The sequence below is a fragment of the Streptomyces sp. NPDC086519 genome, from assembly GCF_040686075.1.
GTDB classification, from domain to species: domain Bacteria; phylum Actinomycetota; class Actinomycetes; order Streptomycetales; family Streptomycetaceae; genus Streptomyces; species Streptomyces shenzhenensis.
Genome location: NZ_JBFBJL010000083.1, coordinates 18,889 through 37,376, shown reverse-complemented (window position 1 = coordinate 37,376; position 18,488 = coordinate 18,889). Strand labels below are relative to the sequence as shown.

At 66.0% G+C, this 18,488-nt stretch carries 12 protein-coding genes and 3 pseudogenes; 6 read left to right on the top strand and 9 right to left on the bottom strand.

What is annotated here, in order from left to right; all coding sequences use genetic code 11:
• Nucleotides 1-112, top strand: a pseudogene (locus AB0P24_RS42660) (DUF4291 domain-containing protein); the annotation flags it as partial.
• A gap of 98 nt (nucleotides 113-210) precedes the next feature.
• Here the strand turns inward: AB0P24_RS42660 and AB0P24_RS42655 are convergent.
• A pseudogene (locus tag AB0P24_RS42655) lies at nucleotides 211-693 on the bottom strand (tyrosine-type recombinase/integrase); the annotation flags it as partial.
• Between AB0P24_RS42655 and AB0P24_RS42650 the strand changes: the two are divergent.
• Nucleotides 689-1,057: pseudogene (locus tag AB0P24_RS42650) on the top strand (hypothetical protein); the annotation flags it as partial. The pseudogenes AB0P24_RS42655 and AB0P24_RS42650 sit on opposite strands and share 5 nt — an antisense overlap.
• 202 nt (nucleotides 1,058-1,259) lie before the next feature.
• Here AB0P24_RS42650 and AB0P24_RS42645 read toward each other — a convergent pair.
• From AB0P24_RS42645 to AB0P24_RS42615, 7 genes are all read right to left on the bottom strand, one after another.
• Nucleotides 1,260-1,922: a phosphotransferase gene (locus AB0P24_RS42645; protein ID WP_365803924.1), complete on the bottom strand. Its 663-nt coding sequence runs from the start codon at nucleotides 1,920-1,922 to the stop codon at nucleotides 1,260-1,262.
• A 254-nt stretch (nucleotides 1,923-2,176) separates the two neighbouring features.
• The gene (locus AB0P24_RS42640; RefSeq protein ID WP_365803922.1) at nucleotides 2,177-2,902 is read right to left on the bottom strand and encodes a DUF4839 domain-containing protein; all 726 of its coding nucleotides are present in this window, start codon (nucleotides 2,900-2,902) and stop codon (nucleotides 2,177-2,179) included.
• Nucleotides 2,903-3,142: 240 nt separating this feature from the next.
• The gene (locus tag AB0P24_RS42635; protein ID WP_365803921.1) at nucleotides 3,143-3,631 is read right to left on the bottom strand and encodes a DUF3761 domain-containing protein; all 489 of its coding nucleotides are present in this window, start codon (nucleotides 3,629-3,631) and stop codon (nucleotides 3,143-3,145) included.
• A 372-nt stretch (nucleotides 3,632-4,003) separates the two neighbouring features.
• On the bottom strand, nucleotides 4,004-4,483 hold the full coding sequence (locus AB0P24_RS42630) for a hypothetical protein (protein ID WP_365803920.1): 480 nt from the start codon (nucleotides 4,481-4,483) through the stop codon (nucleotides 4,004-4,006).
• 88 nt (nucleotides 4,484-4,571) lie between these two features.
• Entirely contained in the window at nucleotides 4,572-4,880 is a 309-nt protein-coding gene (locus AB0P24_RS42625) for a transposase (protein WP_365803919.1), read from the bottom strand.
• A gap of 40 nt (nucleotides 4,881-4,920) precedes the next feature.
• On the bottom strand, nucleotides 4,921-6,024 hold the full coding sequence (locus tag AB0P24_RS42620) for a hypothetical protein (protein ID WP_365803917.1): 1,104 nt from the start codon (nucleotides 6,022-6,024) through the stop codon (nucleotides 4,921-4,923).
• A 200-nt stretch (nucleotides 6,025-6,224) separates the two neighbouring features.
• Nucleotides 6,225-7,811: an HNH endonuclease gene (locus AB0P24_RS42615; protein WP_365803915.1), complete on the bottom strand. Its 1,587-nt coding sequence runs from the start codon at nucleotides 7,809-7,811 to the stop codon at nucleotides 6,225-6,227.
• A gap of 221 nt (nucleotides 7,812-8,032) precedes the next feature.
• On the opposite strand from AB0P24_RS42615, the gene pglW reads away from it, so the two are divergent.
• Nucleotides 8,033-12,727, top strand: a complete 4,695-nt coding sequence (gene pglW / locus AB0P24_RS42610) for a BREX system serine/threonine kinase PglW (RefSeq protein ID WP_365803913.1) — start codon at nucleotides 8,033-8,035, stop codon at nucleotides 12,725-12,727.
• A 249-nt stretch (nucleotides 12,728-12,976) separates the two neighbouring features.
• Nucleotides 12,977-16,540, top strand: a complete 3,564-nt coding sequence (gene pglX, locus AB0P24_RS42605; protein ID WP_365803928.1) for a BREX-2 system adenine-specific DNA-methyltransferase PglX — start codon at nucleotides 12,977-12,979, stop codon at nucleotides 16,538-16,540.
• On the opposite strand, the gene AB0P24_RS42600 is transcribed toward pglX, so the two are convergent.
• On the bottom strand, nucleotides 16,541-17,203 hold the full coding sequence (locus tag AB0P24_RS42600) for an ATP-binding protein (protein WP_365803911.1): 663 nt from the start codon (nucleotides 17,201-17,203) through the stop codon (nucleotides 16,541-16,543).
• 187 nt (nucleotides 17,204-17,390) lie between these two features.
• Between AB0P24_RS42600 and AB0P24_RS42595 the strand changes: the two genes are divergently transcribed.
• Together AB0P24_RS42595 and AB0P24_RS42590 are read left to right on the top strand one after the other, a co-directional pair.
• Nucleotides 17,391-18,263, top strand: coding sequence for a helix-turn-helix transcriptional regulator (locus AB0P24_RS42595; protein WP_365803909.1), 873 nt, complete (start codon nucleotides 17,391-17,393; stop codon nucleotides 18,261-18,263).
• Nucleotides 18,260-18,463: a DUF397 domain-containing protein gene (locus tag AB0P24_RS42590; protein WP_365803907.1), complete on the top strand. Its 204-nt coding sequence runs from the start codon at nucleotides 18,260-18,262 to the stop codon at nucleotides 18,461-18,463. The genes AB0P24_RS42595 and AB0P24_RS42590 overlap by 4 nt, the downstream gene beginning before the upstream one ends.
• Nucleotides 18,464-18,488: the final 25 nt, after the last annotated feature.

Genomic DNA, 18,488 nt, shown 5'->3' with positions numbered 1-18,488 from the left:
TACGATCCACGCCCATGTACGGGACGGGGACCTGGCCATGGCCCGGCAACTCCTGCCCCATGAACGCCCATACCCCGTGAACGAAGGGGTCCTGGCCCATCTGCAGCAATGAGCCAGTGCCAGGCCCGCTCGTTGAGATGATCTCCAAGCACACCGAAGCCCCGGACCTCTCGCAGTCCAGGGCTTCTGTCAGTCGGTCACGCTCGGGTGTCAGTCCGTTGGGTCGTTCCCCTCCCTCAGTCCTTGCATGATCCGGTCATTCACCTCCTGCTCCTGGCCGTCGATGCACTTGGCATAGATCTTCAGAAGGACGTCCACCGAGTGGCCGGCGCGGGCGGCGACCTCCGGTGCCGGAACGCCGGAGTTGAGCCACTGGGACACACCCGCGTGCCGGAGGTCGTGCGGCCGGAAGGCCAGCACCGAGGAGACCTGATCGGGGACGAGCGCCAGTTCCCGAGCCCGTTTCCAGGCGCGCGAGTACGACGAGGCGGCGATCACGTTTCCCCGCTCGCTGGAGAACATTCGGCCGTCCTTCGCCGTACCGAATTCCTCCAGGTGCTCTCGGAGCAGGCGGACCAGGGGAGGCGGAATCGGGACGATGCGCACCTCTCCGTGGGCCCGTTGCTTGAGCCCGCGCCGATCGTGCGCCTCCCCGGAGTCCGTCCACGCCTTGCCCGCCGTCGGGCGAGTCTCCGTGGCCCGGCAGGCCCTCGCCCACGCCGAGAACGCCATGAGCGGAACCCACGTGCGGAGCGACTTCGTCGCGCCCATGGTCCTGGCCGACGCTCACTTGCGAGCGGGGGACACCGAGGAGGCATGCCGTGTAGCGCTCGACGCACTCGATCTGGGTGAGCAACTCAAGTCTGCGCGATGCGTCAGCTATCTCGCCGAGTTCCAGCAGAACCTGTCCCGGATCAGGAGCACCACTGTCCAGGCGTTCCGCGAACAGGCGGCTGAACACCGATTGTGGCAGACGGTGAACGCAGTTCTGAATCTTGAACGTGTGCCGGGAACTGTTGCACTGGTACATCGCGACCACTACACCTTGCACCGCTGACACTGTGTCAGCCCCTGTGCCTTCGCTTGTTCCCGAGACATCTGCTCGATTCCCATGAACGTCTCCGGTTTGCCGTTCAACGCAGGGCAGTCGGTGTCGGTGTGGTAGGAGTCGCGGTAACTGCCGCTGCGTACGTGCACTTCGTCCATGGAAGGTCCGTTCTCTCACGGATCGCCTGCTGCCGTTGAAACGGCAGTATGTCTCAACGAGTACGACCGGCCGCGGCAACGCCCGTCAGAAGGGCTGCCAGTTCTTCCGGCTTCCACCCGTGCGAAAGGTGTCCATTCGCCTGCCGAACTCCTGCGCGGAGCGTTCGCTTGTGCGCACCTGGTGTCCCAGCCAGGCCAACCATCATCAGCTCACGCAAATCGGCCAGAGTGTCGTAGCCCGGCCAGTTCATGAGGTCGAAGCCATACCGGTGAACGAACTCCGCGTAGTCCGCCTCTGCGTGCCAGCCGTACCGGTCGTAGAACACCGCCGCCTGGATCAGGTCCCACTCGCGCGGGGCGAGAGAGAAGCCGTCCAGGTCGATGAGCACCGCGTGTCCGTCCCGGTGACGGAGGATGTTCCCGATACTGGCGTCACCGTGGATCACGCCGAAGGGGAGGACGAAGTCCAGTCGGTCGTAGTCCTTGGCGAGGCGTGCCGCTCGTTCGTCCAGGAACGTCCGGTCCTCTGCCGAGACGCCGTCCAGGCCTTCCAGCGAGGCCGCCAGCTTGGCCAGCGGGTCGAAGTACGGGAGGCGGAGCAGCCGGGCGAACGCGTGGTTGAACGGCCCGCTGTCCGACGGCCTGTACCTGCTGCGTGTCACATTGCGACATGATTTCGGCGTCGAGGTAATGCCTGACTTCGAACGCTCCCTCATGCGGGGTCTCACCACCCTCGACAGTGAGCGAAGAAGCCTTGAACACCAACTCGACCCAGAGCAGACTCAATTCAGCCGGTCCGCATAACGCACGGATCAGCATGGTTTAACGGGAACGGACCGAGCGCCCCGACTTCCGGCGGAGTGCCGATGCACCGCCGGTGCCCGACCAGCAGACGTGGCAGATCCACCACGTGGCACGGAACGTCGAGCGTTGCACGCTGGTCCGTGATGACGCGGCTGCCCAATCTTGACTACCGGACTTCCGTAGAGATCGGGGCGAGGGAGAAGAGGCACTGGTCTGCGTTGAATTCGCCAACCTCAGCGACGAAGCGGAACTTGTCGCCTGCTCCTACGGTGGCGGGGATCTTCTTGCCGGTCAGATTTAGGTCAAGGATGTTGACGTCCTCGTACCTGAAGGCCGGGCCGACCACCGTTTTTGGACCCTTGTCGCCTGGGCCTAGGAGGAAGTCGTAGCGGGTGTCGTAGTCGCCGTGGGGCGCCATGTTAACGATCGAGCCGTCGAACGCGATCGTCTGCCCCTCGTACTTGGTCGCGAAGTTCCGGTTCGCATCGTCGCAGTAGTCCGCTTTCAGCAGCGCCGCGAACTCCGGGTTGTTCTGAGGCGTGATCACCTTAGTGACGGCCGACTCGGCCGCGGTCGGAGTCGGCGTATCGGAAGGCTTTTCGCTAGCAGCGGCCGTCGACGTGTCCGGCTCGCCCTTCGGCTCGCCTCCGTCGCTGAGTGCAGAGGCAACGCCGATGACGATCGTCAGGATCACGAGGACGGCGGCCGCCGTGCCGATCAGGAGCCACGGCTGCGGCTTCTTCGACCGACGGAAGTTGAGGGTGGAGCGAAGCGTGCCGCGAGCCTGCTCCACGAGCTCCCAGCCATCCTTCTGCATCTTCGAGATGACCAAGCCATCGGTGCCGCGAACCGTCCGCACGGTCTTGTACTCGTACTTGATCTCGTCGGCCATGCGACACCCCCCCAAAAAAAATGGAATTTTATACTAATTGTCTCGCGGGCATAGGGAACGCCGCCAGGCACTCGGCACCATCGACAACACCCTCTACCCCATCTGGCGCGGCCCGCCGCGGTGGTCGTGCGTCCGGGGCCGTGCGGGCGCAGAGGCTTCGGAGGCACGTGACTGGCCCCCGATTCAATGAGGTGGGTGTTTCGGGCTCACACCATCAGTTGGCGCACCCCAAGACGTTGACTACCGGTAGAAGACAGCCACGCCACCGTGGTGCGAGCAGGCTCCCTGATGGTGAGCGGCGTACGAGTACGTGCCGTCATTACACAGAGCCGTCGCACCGCCACTCGCAGAGCTGGAGCCACCCGACGAGCTGGATCCGCCGGACGTCGAACTGCCGCCCGTTCCCGACCCCGCGGCAGCGGCGCGCGCGGTGACGGTCACCTTCACCTTGACGGTCTTCGTCACTGTCGGCGCAGGCTTCGGCTTCGCCGTTTCCGTCGCCGTGGCTGTCGCGGTGACCGTGGCCGTCGGCTGCGCCTGGTGGTCAGCAACCGTCTTCGTCGCGTTCGGGTTCTGGCCGTCGGCGCCGGCGCTGCCCACGCCGATGATGAATGCGAGGCCCAGGGCGGGCAACACGAATCGCTTACGCGCCCACTTGGGTGCGGGACGGGCGACCGGCGGTCCGGGCGGAGGCTGGAACGGTGGCGGTTGAGGCTGGTAGTAGCTCACAGGACCCCCCTGGGATAAGTGCGTGAGGCGTGAAACTACCTACGCCGACGGGTCCGATGTAAGGAATCAGTGAAGACAGTCACCTAGTTGTGACCTCGCGACTCCCGACTGCCTCCACAGGCCACCATCCCGGCACGCTCGAACCGCCATCCCGCGACTCGATGAACTCCGGCCTGACAACGACCGGGGAAGCGACAAGGAGAAGTGACGCTCGCAGAAGAGCAGAGCGTTCCTCCACCACGCGATCCGGCCATCGAGCGAGCCGTAGCGTCATACACGGCGCAAGAACAGCCTCATCGGCCTGTCGGCGACGGCTGAAAAGTGGACCAGTAGCGACGCTTGGGTCCTAACGCTTGCCGCAACATTCCTTGATCATTGTGGGGTGTCGATGGCGAGGCGGGGACGCAAGCGCACGCTGGAGCTTGAGGCCGGAGTACTGACGCCTTTTGGCCGCCGGGGTGGGCAGCGTCGAGACCTGCAGACAGCTCGGGATCGGGGGTAAGAGTGCTCGTTGGCGTGTTCGGTGATGTCGGCGAGCCACAGGCAGTTGGGGCCATCCATGGTGAAGTGGCGGCGGACCAGGTCGTCGCGCACCGGCGGACCGGCCTTCTTGGGCCTGCCGCTCCTTTTCCCGAACACGCTCCACCAGTGGTTGCCCCGGCAGATCCGCCACGCGGTCCAGTCGGCCATGACCGACCCGGCGTCGCGGGTCTCGTCGGCCAGGAAGCCGAGCTCCGGATCCTCACGATGCGCCTCGAACAACGTGTTCGCGCGGTAGGCCTCCTCCAGCACGTCATAGGTCACCGACCGTTCCAGCCATCGGTAGTGGGGCTGTCTGGCGAGCTTCGACACGGCCGACACCCGCACGTGACCGTGACGGGAACCACTCCGGCGGCCGGCTCCTTCACGAGCAGGTGGATCCTTTTCCCGGCAGACTCGCCTACGACAGATAGGCAGCTGCCCGGCGCAGGACCTCGTTCTCCTGCTCCAGCAGCTTGATCCGCCCACGCGCTTCCCGTAGTCCCGCGTTCTCCTGCGCGGTCGTCCCGGGTTTCCCGCCGTCGTCGGTGTCCGCCCGGCGCATCCACTTCCACAATGTCGTCGCGTGCACTCCGAAGTCGGAGGCCACCTGCTCGACCGTCATACCCCGGCCGCGGGCCCTCGCGACCTGCACGACGTCTTGGCGGAACTCTTCTGGATAGGGCTCATCTGTCGCAAGAAAACTGAGTGGTGAGATCCCGCCGCACACAGACTTGACGCAATCGCCGCATCTGGACGGAGGGTGAACATCAGCTGCGAGGCTCCCCCAACTGCTTCACCACGAAGTTCAGGTGCTGGACGTGGCCGACCTGTATCCATTTCTCGGCGTTGCCCGACCCTCGAGGGCCGGTGCCGTAGGCGCAAGCGCGCAGCCAGCGCTCTCCCGCACTATGTCCGACGCCCTGGGCACCGCGGAATGAACCGGATTCGACGATCCAGCGCGCCAAGTCTCTTGCCCGGTTCACATGGTGAGGTCCCCTGGTGGGTGCTCGCGCGACGAGGTAGCGATCAGGGGTTGTGTAGCGCAGAAGACCCCAGCCTTGAGGGCTGGCCCGACGAGCTGAGGGAATGTTCGCGCTGAAGACGTGCTCCACGGAGTAGTCCCCGAATACGACCCTTCCACGGAACCCGGAGCGAGCGGCATGCAGTGATCCGTGGAGTCGCCAGTCGTGCCGCTCCACGGATCGTATGGGCTCCGCGTCGAGGCCTTCCAGCGTGCGGGGGAAGGCTCCTGCAGTGAGTACGACGCGGCGCCAGGGAGCAAGGGCCCCCATGGCCTCGAGCGCGGAGAGGGCTGACCGGCTCGCGTCGGGCGTGTCCGTCACCGGGCCGATGTCGAGCAGAAGGTCGATTTGCGAGGGAGGCAGGCAGAGCCGATCGATCAGGTCCGCGAGCTCCGATGTGCGGAGTCCGCCCGACGCCTCGTCCACCAGGACGCGCACGCCGAGGCCACGTCCGCTGAGGAAGGCCAGATCGGCAGCGTAGCGCTGATACGTCCGGTCCCGTTCCGGGCCGGTGACCAGTCGTAGCCCGCTCCTGGTGGCCAACTGCCAAAAAGAGGGGGCGCAGGCCTCGACGAGGTGCTCGACATGGGTCGCGTCCACCCAGCCGGCCATGCCATCCATCACTTCGATGAGATGCTCCACACGCGGAGTGAGCCAGCGCCGTACCTCTTCATGGTTCACCCCTGAGTCGGAGACTGGATGTCGCCCGCGCAGACGCTCAGGCCCCATGAGTGGAGGGATGGTCCACAGGGGTGCGATGCGTCGGCGTACGCGGAGATCCAATTGCGAGTAGGCCACTCGAGCCGCTCGCGTTGTCGGCAGTACCGGTACGTAGATCGGCTCGACCATCGCGGCTCCCCCTCGATTCCGCCGTGTCGACGTATCGCCCCTGTTCAAAAGGGTCAGAGAGAACGCCTGTTGCGGAAAGAGCGCAATTCAGGCCAGGGACGTATATCGCGCCCCCATGCTGATCCACGCGTAGGTCTATGCATGTGGGCAGGTCGGACCACCGCGGCCATGCCCCGGGGCCACCGCTCCAGCTCGAAAAGTCAGTCCGAGCCGAGGCTGTAGCGACCGCGGCCGCACAGCCCTCTGTGGTACTCGACGTACCGTTCATCGATGGGGTGCTCGGGATGGCGTATCAGAGTGCCGATCAATTCCCCATCCCTGCTTCGCCGCACGTTCCAGTCCTCGTCAATGAAGAGGAAGAGCTTGTCGAACTGAACGTGATGATTGGGACAAAGGCACAACAGGTTGGATATTTTGTCCGGTCCTTCGTGCGGGGCTCCAAGCCCTTGGATGTGCGCTGCCTCGCTGTAGTGACTGAAACGGGTCTCCAGCTGAAGACCACAGACCTGGCACTTCTGCCGATAGAGCAGCTTGATCTTCTCGACCAGACGTGGATCCCGCTCGGGGCGCGTTGAGTTCACACGACGGCGGCGTCCGTCTCCGGGGGACTCATCACCGCTGCCTTCGTTCTCAACATCGGCATCCGCCGCCCCGCTGGCGCTCGCGTAGCCAGCGAGACCGACGCGTGTCAGCAGCGCGTCCTGGTCGACGTCCGGGAGATAAGAGGTGCACAGCAGACCGATCGCTTCGGCGCGGGTGAGCGGCTGCTGCAGGAGTTTCGCCGCCTCGGGCGTCAGTCCGGCTGCGGCTCCGGGCTTGGCGATGTCTTCCGCCGGCGCTGGGCCGCCCCCTTCATCCGCTATACCTTCGCTCTCCCACACTCGGCTCCTTTGCACGTGCCGGAAGGCAACTTCAGGCGTCACACCGGCGTCGCGATCTCCGAAATCGAGCAGGAGCGGCCCGACCTCATGGTCGAAGACGTCCCAGGGCACAAGTCGCCTCTGCCCCGAGACCAGGCGGCCGATGGCCCACAACAGCGTGAGTGATCCGTAGCGTGTATAGCCTTCCCCCGGGGCGTCGGCATCCAAGGTGCCGAGGGCTCGCAGGAGCTCCTCGCGTCCCAGCTTCGTGGGGGGTGCAGGCCGATCACCGACTGAGGCTGAGCCTCCGGCCGGTTCCTGCCCGCTCAGCAGTTCGTTCAGCAGCCCCAGCTGACGTCGCCGCTCCGCGGCCCGCACCAGCGTGAGGTGGCGCACCTCCTTGTGCAGTTTCAATGCGCTCAGGATCGGGGCCGCCGGGATCCTGAACTCGGAGATGTCTCCGAGCGCCATGATGTGTTCCCAGGTCCGCCCGTCCTTGAGTTCCCCCCAGATCGCCCTGGCCAACTCGGGATTGCGGAGCAGCCCGAGGACGCGGGCTTTGGCGATGAACGACTTTTCGGCGTAGAACAACACCTCGTCGCCGACCTTCTGCTTCCGCAGTGCGGTGCCTTTGGGATGGGTCTCCTTCTTGACCGGGGTCGCTCCCCACAGTCGGGCCACTCCATCGGGGAAGATTTCCTTGAGTTGCTCCGCATGCGTGCCCAGGACGTGCTCGTACTCCGCGAGCCGGATGCCCTTGCGTATCGAGCGGTCGAAGTTCTGAGGCCCGCGAAGCTGCGCCGTACCCCTTGGCTGCAGTAGCCACTGCACCGAGGCATCGGCTTCCCCGGCGGGGTCCGTACCGTCCCGTTTGGCCGTTACCGCGCCGGTCCCGAGGATCAGGCGGCCACCATACTCATTCTCCATGGTGATCAGATTTTCATACTAACGCTGGCTATCCGTCGGAGACTTGGCCCTGCAATCGGACACGACTCGGCTCGAGAGGTAACCGGCACTCCGCACCAGAAGGTTGATCACCAACAGGAGGCAGCACCTTCCGTGCCCCAGCCGCTACGATCTGAGCCGGGGGATTTTGCTGGCTGATCAGCAGCAATCGAGACGGAGCGACACGAAGCGGGGACAGGCGCATGCGGGACGGCCGGTGGACGACGGTCACCGATTCCGAGTTCCAGCATGAGTACCGGGGTCTGGAGGCCGTCCGCGAGAAGCTCCCGGACAACGACCCGTGGCGGGCCTGGTCGAACTTCACCTTCACCGCCCACACCGGCCACGTCCGGGAAGTGGACCTGCTGGTGATCGCCCCGGGCGGCGTCCACCTGATCGAGCTGAAGGACTGGCACGGCTCCGTCGAGTCCCGCAACGGCACCTGGCTGCAGACCCAGCCCAGCGGCCGGCAGGTCCCCCACGGCAATCCCCTGCACCTGGCCAACAAGAAGGCCAAGGAGCTGGCCGCACTGCTCCAGCAGAACGGCGAGAGGGTGTGGGTCTCGGAGGCCGTCTGCTTCACCGACTCCTCGCTGCGCAACCGGCTGCCCGCCCACGACCGCAACGGCGTCTTCACGGTGCACCAGCTCGCCGAGATGCTGAAGGAGTCTCCGAAGGACGAGTACCGCCGGATCGACGCCGCACGGTCGCGCCGGATCAAGGCGGCCCTGGAGCGCATCGGCATCGCGCGCAGCGACGCCGAGTACAAGGTCGGCCCGTACCTGCTGAGCCGCAAGGCGTTCGACTCAGGTCCGACCTGGGCCGACTATCTGGCCCAGCACAGTGAGCTGCCGGAGGCCGCCCGCGTCCGTGTCTATCTGCGCGAGCGCGGCTCCGACGCCGAGCTGCGGGCATCCGTGGAGCGCGCGGCGCGCCGCGAGGCCGCGGTGCTGCGCTACTTCCGGCACCCTGGTGTCGTCCAGCTCAAGCAGTACGACCCGTCCGGGCACTCGGCGGGCCCCGCGCTGATCTTCGACTTCGATCCGCGGACCCTGCGTCTGGACGAGTACCTGATCCAGTACGGCGACAAGCTGGACATCCTCAGCCGGATGGCGCTGGTACGGCAGCTCGCCGAGACGGTGCGCTCGGCACACGGCCGACGAATCTTCCACCGCACCCTGGCGGCCCGCGCGGTCCACGTCATCCCGCGCGGCCGTGGCCGCCGGAGCGACTCCGAGAGCGAGACCGGCGCCTGGTCCAGCCCACACCTGCAGATCTCCGACTGGCAGGTCGCCGTCCAGCGCAGCTCCGAGCACGGCGTGACCGGCAACGGCGAGCGGTTCGCCCCCACGACCTTCTCACGCGCGGGCGCACATCTCGCCGAGGGCGCGGACCCGTATCTGGCCCCGGAGCTGACCGCGCTCAGGCCCGACCCGGTCGCCCTGGACGTGTACGGACTCGGAGTGCTCACCTATCTACTGGCCACCGGCAGGCCACCGGCCGCCAGCCAGGCCGAACTGGTGGCTCGCTACGAGGCGGGCGAGGGCCTGCGCCCGAGCTCCGTGGTGGACGGCCTCTCCCCGTACATCGATGAGCTGGTGCAGGCGGCCACGGCCTATGACGTCTCCGCCCGGCTGTCGTCGGTGGACGACTTCCTGGAGATGCTGGAGGTCGTCGAGGCCGACCTGACCGAACCTCCGGCGGCCGAGGCCCCGCGCCCGGCCGAACCCGAGAAGGACCCCCTGGACGCGGTCGCCGGCGATGTGCTGGCGGGCCGCTGGGAGGTCAGGCGCCGACTCGGTACGGGTTCGACGAGCCGCGCGTTCCTGGTACGGGACCTGACCGCCGGACCGGATGTGCGCTTCTCCAAGTCCTTGGCGGTTCTGAAGGTCGCCACGTCGGACAGCCGCGGCGAGGTGCTGCGCCGCGAGGCCGAGGTGCTGGGCCGGCTCCGCCCCGACTCCCGCGTGATCCGCCTGGTCGAGCCGGAGCCGCAGCGCATCGGCCCGCGCACGGTCCTGGTCATGGAGTACGTCGGCGACGAGCGCGAGGAGAGCGGCGAGCCGTCCGCACCGGGTACGAAGCGCCGACGCCGGGAGGAGACCGTCGCCCGCCAGCTGCGCGAGTTCGGCCGCCTGTCCGTGGACCAGCTCGAGGCGTACGGCGACTACCTGTTCGGCGCGGTGGACTTCCTCGAAGGCGAGGGCGTGTGGCACCGCGACATCAAGCCGGACAACATCGCGATCCGCATCCGGCCGAACCGCACCCGCGAACTGGTGCTGATCGACTTCTCTCTCGCGGGCTACCCGGTGAACGAGACCGCGGCCGGCACAGACGGCTACCTCGACCCGTTCATCGGCACGCTCACCGACCGCTCGGTCTACGACGCCCACGCCGAGCGATATGCCCTCGCCGTCACCTTGCACGAAATGGCGTCCCGAGAGCTCCCGGTGTGGGGCGACGGCAAGGTCACTCCGCGCCAGACCGCCCCGGAGAAGGAGCCGTACCCGAGGATCGCCGCCGACGCCTTCGACCCGGCGGTACGGGACGGTCTGGTCGCGTTCTTCCAGAAGGCCCTGCACCGGGACGCCTCCGAGCGCTTCCCGGACCTCAAGCCGATGCGGGACGCCTGGAAGAAGATCTTCCTCGCCATGGACGAGGCGAAGCCCTCGTCTCGCCGCCCGTCACGGCACGCGGCACCGCCCGCGCAGGGCGAGGCGGCGCAGCCCGCCCCGGATGCCGCCATTCCGGAGGCCGAGGAGGAGAGCGCCGAGCAGCAGCGCGAGCGGCTGGCGGAGCGCGTCGACCGGGACACGCTCGTCTCGTCGTCCGGTCTGAGCCCGGCCGCGGAGTCCTTCGTGTACGGCCTCGGCGTCAACACCGTCGGCGAGCTGCTCGACTACAGCCAGCGCCAGCTCGTCAACGCCCCCGGTCTCGGCGCCAAGACCCGCAAGGAGGTCTTGAGCCGCATCAAGCAGTGGCGGCTCAAGCTCGCGGAGAAGCCCGCTGCGCCGCTCACTCCCGAGGGCCGCAAGGCCGCGAAGGAGGAGCTGTCGGCCGCCGAGGCCGCGGCGGCCGACGCGGTGGCGGCGAGCGGCGGTGCCGGTGCGGGTTCGCTGCCGGAGCGCGCGCTGCGCAGCGTCAGCCTCGACACGCTCGCCACGGTGTTCGTTCCGCCGCTGCGCAAGGACGGCTCGAACCACAACGAGTGCGAGATGGTACGGCTGCTGCTGCGGCTGCCCGACGAGCACGGCGTACTGCCGTCGGAGGTCGGGGTCTGGCCCACGCAGACGGACGTCGCGCACGTGCTCGGGCTGTCGCGGGGCCGCATCCCTCAGATGCTGAAGAACCAGCGGACCCGCTGGAAGAAGCACCCGGCGGTACGGGCACTGCGCGCCGAGGTCCTGGACCTGCTGCGGCACGGCCTGGGCCGGGTCGCATCGGCCGCGGAGATCGCGGACGCGCTGACCGTACGGCGCGGCACCCAGCTGCAGGAGCGCGAGCAGCGTCGGGCGCTGGCGCTGGCCGCCGTACGGGCCGTGGTAGAGGTGGAGCAACTCGTGCCGGACGAGGCCGAGTTCCAGCACGCCCCCAACCGTGACGCGGCCGACGAGAGCATGGGCGCAGGGCTGCTGGCGCTGGAGGTGGGCGCGGACGACGCGCCGGACACGCCGTCCGCGCCGGGCCTGCTCCACTACGCCCAGCGGCTCGGCCGTATCGCCGACACCATGTCGGAACTCGACACCCTGCCGACCGCGGCGACCGTGGTGGCCGAGCTGGGTGCCGTACCGCCGCCGAGTGCGGCGGTGCAGTGGGACGACCGGCGCATGGTGGAGATCGCGGTGGCCGCCTCCCGTCATGCCGCCGCGACGCCCCGCCTGGAGATCTATCCGCGCAAGCTGCCGCTGGTGCGCGCGCTGCGCCTCACCCAGGCCGGCCTGGTACCGCTCATCCCGGGGATGGCGGAGGCCGAGCAGCCGGGCCTGACGGCGGACGACGTCCACGAGCGCGTACGGGCCCGCTTCCCGGAACTGCTGAACGAGCGGGGCAGCCATGCGCTGCCCACGGGCGGCCCGCTGACGAGGGCTCTGCGTGAGGCCGGCTTCGACCTGGTGCTGTCGACGCGTAAGAGCACGGGGACGCTGCGCTATCTGCCGAGCAGTGCGGACGGCGTGTCTGCCTATCTGTCGTCGGATGCCCGACGGCAGCCGACGGGCACGGTCTCCGCTCACCGCTACTCCGACGACCCGGAGCTTGCGGCGGCGGGCACGGCCGAGGACCGGTTGAAGGCCTCGGCCCGGCGGGACGGCTTCCGCGTACTGACGGTGCCGACGGAGTGGGCACGGGATGCCATAGATGAGCTTGGACGCGACGAGTTCGCCGGCGGGGCCGTCGTGGTGTCGGTGGCCGAGCTGTTCGTACGGGCACTGCACGAGCTGGTCGACCCTCGGCCCAAGCCCACATGGGAGACGATCCTGCGTGCGGATGTGGCGAAGGCTGGAACCCCGGGAGCGATGAAGTTCGCCGAGTACGCGGGGACGGCGTGGGGACTGGTGGAGCCTCGGATCGGGGAGCTGCTGGTGGCTGGGGGCACGGGTTCTGGGAACGGTGGCGGGAGCGCGTTGGCTGCTCCGTTGCTGCTGACAGATGCCGGGGTCTTCGCCCGATACGACGCGATGGGCGTCCTGGAGCGGCTGGCGGAACGGTCACGAGGTGGTGGCCGCGCGCTGTGGCTGCTGTGTCCGCAGAGCGACCCGGCCCGGCCGCCGCGGCTGGGGACGGTGGCGGTGCCGTATCAGTCGGGGCTGGGCGAGTGGATCATGCTCAATGAGTCCTGGGTGCAGAACGAGCACCGCGCGAAGCCGGAGAGGGCCGGGGCCGGCGAGCCACGGGGATGATGCGCTGAGCGCGCGTGCCGTACTCGGAGCGGTTCGCGTGTGGGTGGGGATGACGACAGGAGACGTGACCAGGTGATCGACCGCAAGTCCAAGGCACTGCTGACGGACCTGATCAAGCAGGTGAAGGCGGTCGAGGTCGACCTCGGCCATCAGGTACGGGACGGCGAGACCGTGCTGAAGCCGCTGCGCACGGAGTACGGCAAGCTGCAGAAGGCCGATCCCAAGGGGAGCCCGAAGTGGGAGGCCTGGCTGGAGGAGCGGCTGGCCGAGCTGGCGGAGGAGCGTGCCGAGCTGGTGCGGGCGACCGGGAAGCTCTGGGTCGAACACGAAGAAGCATTCAGGCTCGGTCGCACTAATGATTCTTGGAGCTCCTGGCTGTACGGCACCCCGACGGTCTCAGGTCGTGTCACACAGGTAGCCGTAGCTTGGGTGCTGGGCTCAGTGTTCGTACGGTTCTGCGAGGACAATCTGTTGATCCTGGAGCCGTACATCACCGGGCCGGACGCCGAGCGGCGGGACTTGGCGGAGGCCCGGTACGCGCAATACGTGGAAGAAGAGCAGGACCCGACGTACCGAGGGTGGCTAGAGCAGGCCTTCGAGGAACTGGGGTCTGGACCGGCTGCCAAACTCCTGTTCGACAAGCGGCGCAATCCTCTGTATCAGATTCCGGTCTCGCACGATGGAGCACGGGCGCTGGTGGAATTCTGGAGGGAAAGAACCGAGAACGGCGAACTGGTCCACGACTTCACCGACCCACTGGCCGAAGACGGAACGAAGGGATGGGACACGCGGTTCTTGGGTGATCTATACCAGTGGCTTTCAGAAGCCGCCCGGAAGACTTACGCACTCCTTCAGACGCCCGAGTTCGTGGAAAAATTCATTCTCGAGCGGACGATGGACCCGATTATCCGGGAACTAGGTGGCCGATTTGGCGAGCTCAAGATGATCGACCCAACGTGCGGATCAGGGCACTTCGTCTTGGGCGCGTTCCGCAAGATGGTGGGGCTATGGGCAGAGCGACAGCCTGGACGGGACCTGCACGAGCGAGTACGGGCAGCTTTGGATTCCGTGCACGGAGTGGATATCAATCCGTTCGCGGTGGCAATCGCACGATTCCGTTTGCTGGTGGCGGCGATGGCAGCGTCAGGAGTGCGTACGCTAGCCGAAGCATCACAGTATGACTGGCCCATTCACCTAGCAGTGGGTGATTCGCTGATCAAGGCACGGCAACTTGAACTAGTACTGGGAGAGGAGGATACATCTGACCCTCTCGCCGAATTTTCCTACGCCACGGAGGACGTCCATGAGCATCCGAAAATTCTGGAGCAAGGTCGATATGACGTCGTGGTGGGAAATCCTCCTTATATTACCGTCAAGGACAAGAAGCTCAACGCGCTATATCGGGAGCTTTACGCCTCATGCGCTGGCGCTTACGCATTGTCCGTACCCTTCGCCGAGCGCTTCTTCCAGCTGGCAAAGGTCGGGGAACCTGGCGGACGCGGGTACGGAATGGTTGGCCAGATCACCGCTAACTCTTTCATGAAGCGCGAATTTGGCGCCAAACTCATTGAGGAATATTTCGCGCACAAGGTGGAGCTTACTGAGGTCATCGACACATCAGGAGCTCACATTCCGGAGCACGGCACGCCGACAGTAATCCTCGTCGGCCGACGGCGCTTCGGTGCGGGGCGCCAACCCACAGTCCGTACAGTGCGTAGCATCAGGGGAGAGCCCACCGTCCCTGCCGATGATGAGGTAGGGCTCGTCTGGCAGGAAATCGTCGATCGAATCGATGCACCCGGCCCTCCGGGTCATTGGGTATCCGTTGAAGACCTCGAGCGCGAACGCTACTTCGGGAAGCATCCATGGATCCTGACAAACGGCGGACTGGAGCTGATCGAAGAGATTCAAGCATCAACGCCAACAACATTGGCAAAGTTCACTCGCAACATTGGTGCCGGAGCGGTGACGCGAGAAGATAGCGCCTACATGGTGGGCGACGGATTCCTTCGCCGCAACAACATCCCCGCAGCTCACCGACGCCCCCTGGTCGAAGGAACCGAGCTTCGAGATTACACGCTCCAAAGTCCGGTCGCCTCCATCTGGCCATACGAGCCAGAAACGCTAGAACCTACGGCCCCCGCTCCTGTCGAGCGATCGCTGTGGCCCGTTAAAAGGATCCTTAGCGAGCGAACCGCCTTCGGGAAGACGCAAATCAAACGTGGCCTTACTTGGTTCGAGTACTCCATGTTCTTCAAGGAGCGCTATAAGACTCGGCCGATCATCTCCTTCGCTTTCGTCGCCACTCATAATCATTTTTCCTTGAGTCGAGGAGAGAATGTATTTCAACACTCGGCATTGGTGCTTACATTCCCTGAAGAGAAATCCGAGGAAAATCTCCTTGGTCTACTAGGAATCTTCGGAAGCTCTACAACCTGCTTCTGGCTTAAGCAGGTTTGCCACGATAAGGGGCATGGAGGAATTGGAGGAGGTATCGCAAGTGAAGAATGGGAGAAGTTCTACGAATTTACTGGCACGCGATTGGAGACTCTGCCCATCCCAGCGAAGCGCCCAAGTGTTCTTGCTGACCATCTTGATGAGTTGGCGCAGTCGCTAATCTCCAGCAGTCCCTCCGCACTCGCCGTCCATGGGACCCCTCCGCCCACGCATCTCGCCCTGCGCGAGGCCCGAGCGACGTGGGAATCTACGCGCGCTCGTATGATCGCCCTGCAGGAAGAACTCGATTGGGAAGTCTACTCCCTCTATAACTTGCACTCCGAAGACCTCCGCGCTCCCGAGTCCGAGGTCCCCGAACTCGACCTAGGTCAGCGGGCGTTTGAGATCGTGTTGGCTCGGCGGGTCGAGAAGGGTGAGGCATCCGACGAATGGTTCAAGCGGCACGGGTCCACCCCCATCACCACACTCCCCGACCACTGGTCAGACGCGTACAAGGCCATCGTCCAGAAGCGCATCGATGTCATCGAGTCGTCTCGCGCCATCGGCATGGTCGAGCGGCCCGAGTACAAGCGCCGATGGGCGACCGAGGGTTGGGATGCTCTTCAGGAGAGGGCTTTGCGCTCCTGGCTGCTCGACCGCATGGAGAACCGCGAGTTCTGGTTCCAGGACGGCCAGCCGACCATCCTGACCCGTGCTCAGCTCACCTCCGCCCTCTCCCTCGACGAGGACTTCGTCTCCGTCGCCGAGTTGTACGCACCCCGCAAGGAGCTGGCGACCGTCGTCGCGGATCTCCTCGCCAACGAACACGTCCCCTTCCTCTCCGCCCTCCGTTACAAGCCCACCGGCCTGAGGAAGCGCGCCGACTGGGAGCACGTCTGGGATCTCCAGCGTCAGGAAGACGCCGCCCCGGACGAGCCCGCCAAGCGGAGGATCCGGGACTCTATCCCCGTACCGCCGAAGTACACGTCCGCCGATTTCCTCAAGCCGTCCTACTGGCGCGCCCGCGGGAAGCTGGACGTGCCGAAGGAGCGGTTCATCTCCTACGCCACCGGCGCGATCTCTGGCACCCCGGACCTGTTCGGCTGGGCGGGCTGGGACCACCGTGAGCAGGCCCAGGCCCTCAGCACGTACTTCACGAACCACGACGAGCTGTCCGACGAACAGATGACCCCGCTGCTCGCCGGCCTCCTCGAACTTCAGCCCTGGCTCACGCAGTGGCACGACGAGTTCGACGCCCTGTACGGCGGCTCCCCCGCAGCCTTCTTCGCGGGCTACCGGGCGACCAAGCAGGGTGAACATGGTCTGACCGACGACGACCTGCATGCGTGGCGTCCCGGGAAGCCAACCAAGGGCTGATCATCCCGGCGTGCCCTCCCCTCTCTCCCCTGCGGAGGGCACGCCATCGTCCCGCAGGGTCAACGGTTCGGCCGCATGTACCCGGAGCGCCGGGCCCTCGTCCAGTCCCAACACAACGGCGAGTCCACCAACCGCGTACGGCTCAGTGCGCACTGTACGGACAGTGCGCCACTCACCCCACACTCGCACTAGCTGGCCAGGCCGCACCATGACAGCCGCGACCTCCCGCCCGTCGGGTTCAGCCACGATGTCCGGTGCTTTCAGCTCTGCCCACACAGTCTTCCCGATCCCGCCCGTGCGCTCCTCGACTCCCCAGCGGTGAGCCAACGCCTCCACGAGCAACAGCCCGCGCCCGCCGGTCTCCTCGTCACCGGGCGCCCTCACTTCGGGCCTGCCCGAGCCCGCGTCGCTGACTTCCAGCCGCAGCAGGCCGTCCTCCAGGCATCGCGCGATCCGTACGCCCACCTGTCGGTCACTCGGCACGCGTACGCGCAGCGCGTTGGTCACCAGTTCCGAGAGCACCAACTCCGCCGACTCCAGGACGTCTTGGGTTACCCCCCAGCCGCCGAGCACTGCATGTAACGCCGCCCTTGACCTCGGCACACTTCGACGACAACGGGACAGCCGGAACGTGACTTCGTTCGAGTTCACGCTCTCTGTCATGACACTCCCTGAGGGTCGATAGCTGATGATCAAGTCCCCGCGAGCCGAGGGAAGTTCCGACTCCCGCCACGACGAGAGTGCCGCGAAACTTCAATATGGCGCAACGTTGAAGGGAGAGTCAGACTTCAATTCACCCTTTCGGGTAACCTGCGGGCAGCTCGGCAACAGCCCTGGTAGGGAGTCACGTATGCCAAATGTCAAACCATCCACCGTGCTTGGGCGCCAACTGGGCGATGAGCTGAGGCGCCTGCGTGAAGCCGCAGGCCTGACCACCACACAAGCGGCTGATGCGCTCGACTGCACCAAGGGGAAGATCAGCCGCATTGAGAACGGGCATGTGCCCGTGCGCACCCCAGACCTGATCGCCCTCATGCAGACGTATGGAGTGGAGGCCCCGGAGACGCGCGAACGCCTCGGCTCCCTCGCCCGCAGAGCCAACCGGCGCCGCCGCGAAGGCTGGTGGCATCAGTACGGCGCCGTCCTCGCCGACACGTACCGGGACTACATCGAGATGGAGAACATCTGCGACGGCATCAAGACGTTCCAGGCTCAGCTGGTCCCGGGACTCCTCCAAACACCGGCATATGGACGGGCGGTCACGGTGGCCTCTCGCGCATGGCAGACAGCGGAAGAGATCGACCAGTTCGTGCAAGTGCGGATCGCTCGGCAGGAACGGCTCGCCGGCGAGGCGCCGTTGGAGCTCTGGGCCGTACTCGCCGAAGGCGTTCTCCGCCAGCAGGTTGGAGGGCCCACCGTGATGCGCGACCAGCTTGAACACCTGGCGACCATGGCTGAACGACCAAACATCACCGTCCAGGTACTCCCGTTCTCGCGCGGTGCGCACTCAGGTATGTTCGGCCCATACCTACTGCTGAGCTTCCCGCGGGTGTCAGCGCTGGACCTCGTCCTGACAGAGACCCCGATCGGCAACATCTGGATGGAGCAGGAGTCCGAGGTGGCCCACTACCGCGAACTCTTCGACGACGCCCGCACGTCGGCGCTGCCACCAACGGAATCACTCAGGCTGATTCGCCGCATCGCCAAGGAGCACACACCATGAGCCGACACCACCTCCCCTCGCCCGTCCTCGCGGATGCGATATGGCGCGTCAGCAGCTACAGCGGCGGCCAAGGCGAGTGCGTCGAAGTCGCCGACAATATCCCCACCCTCATACCGGTCCGCGACAGCAAGCGCCCCGCCGGTCCCGTGATCACCTTCACCCCCTACGCCTGGCGCGCGTTCGTCAGCCACGTCGGCTGAGCCGACCACCACCGCAGCGCGCGCC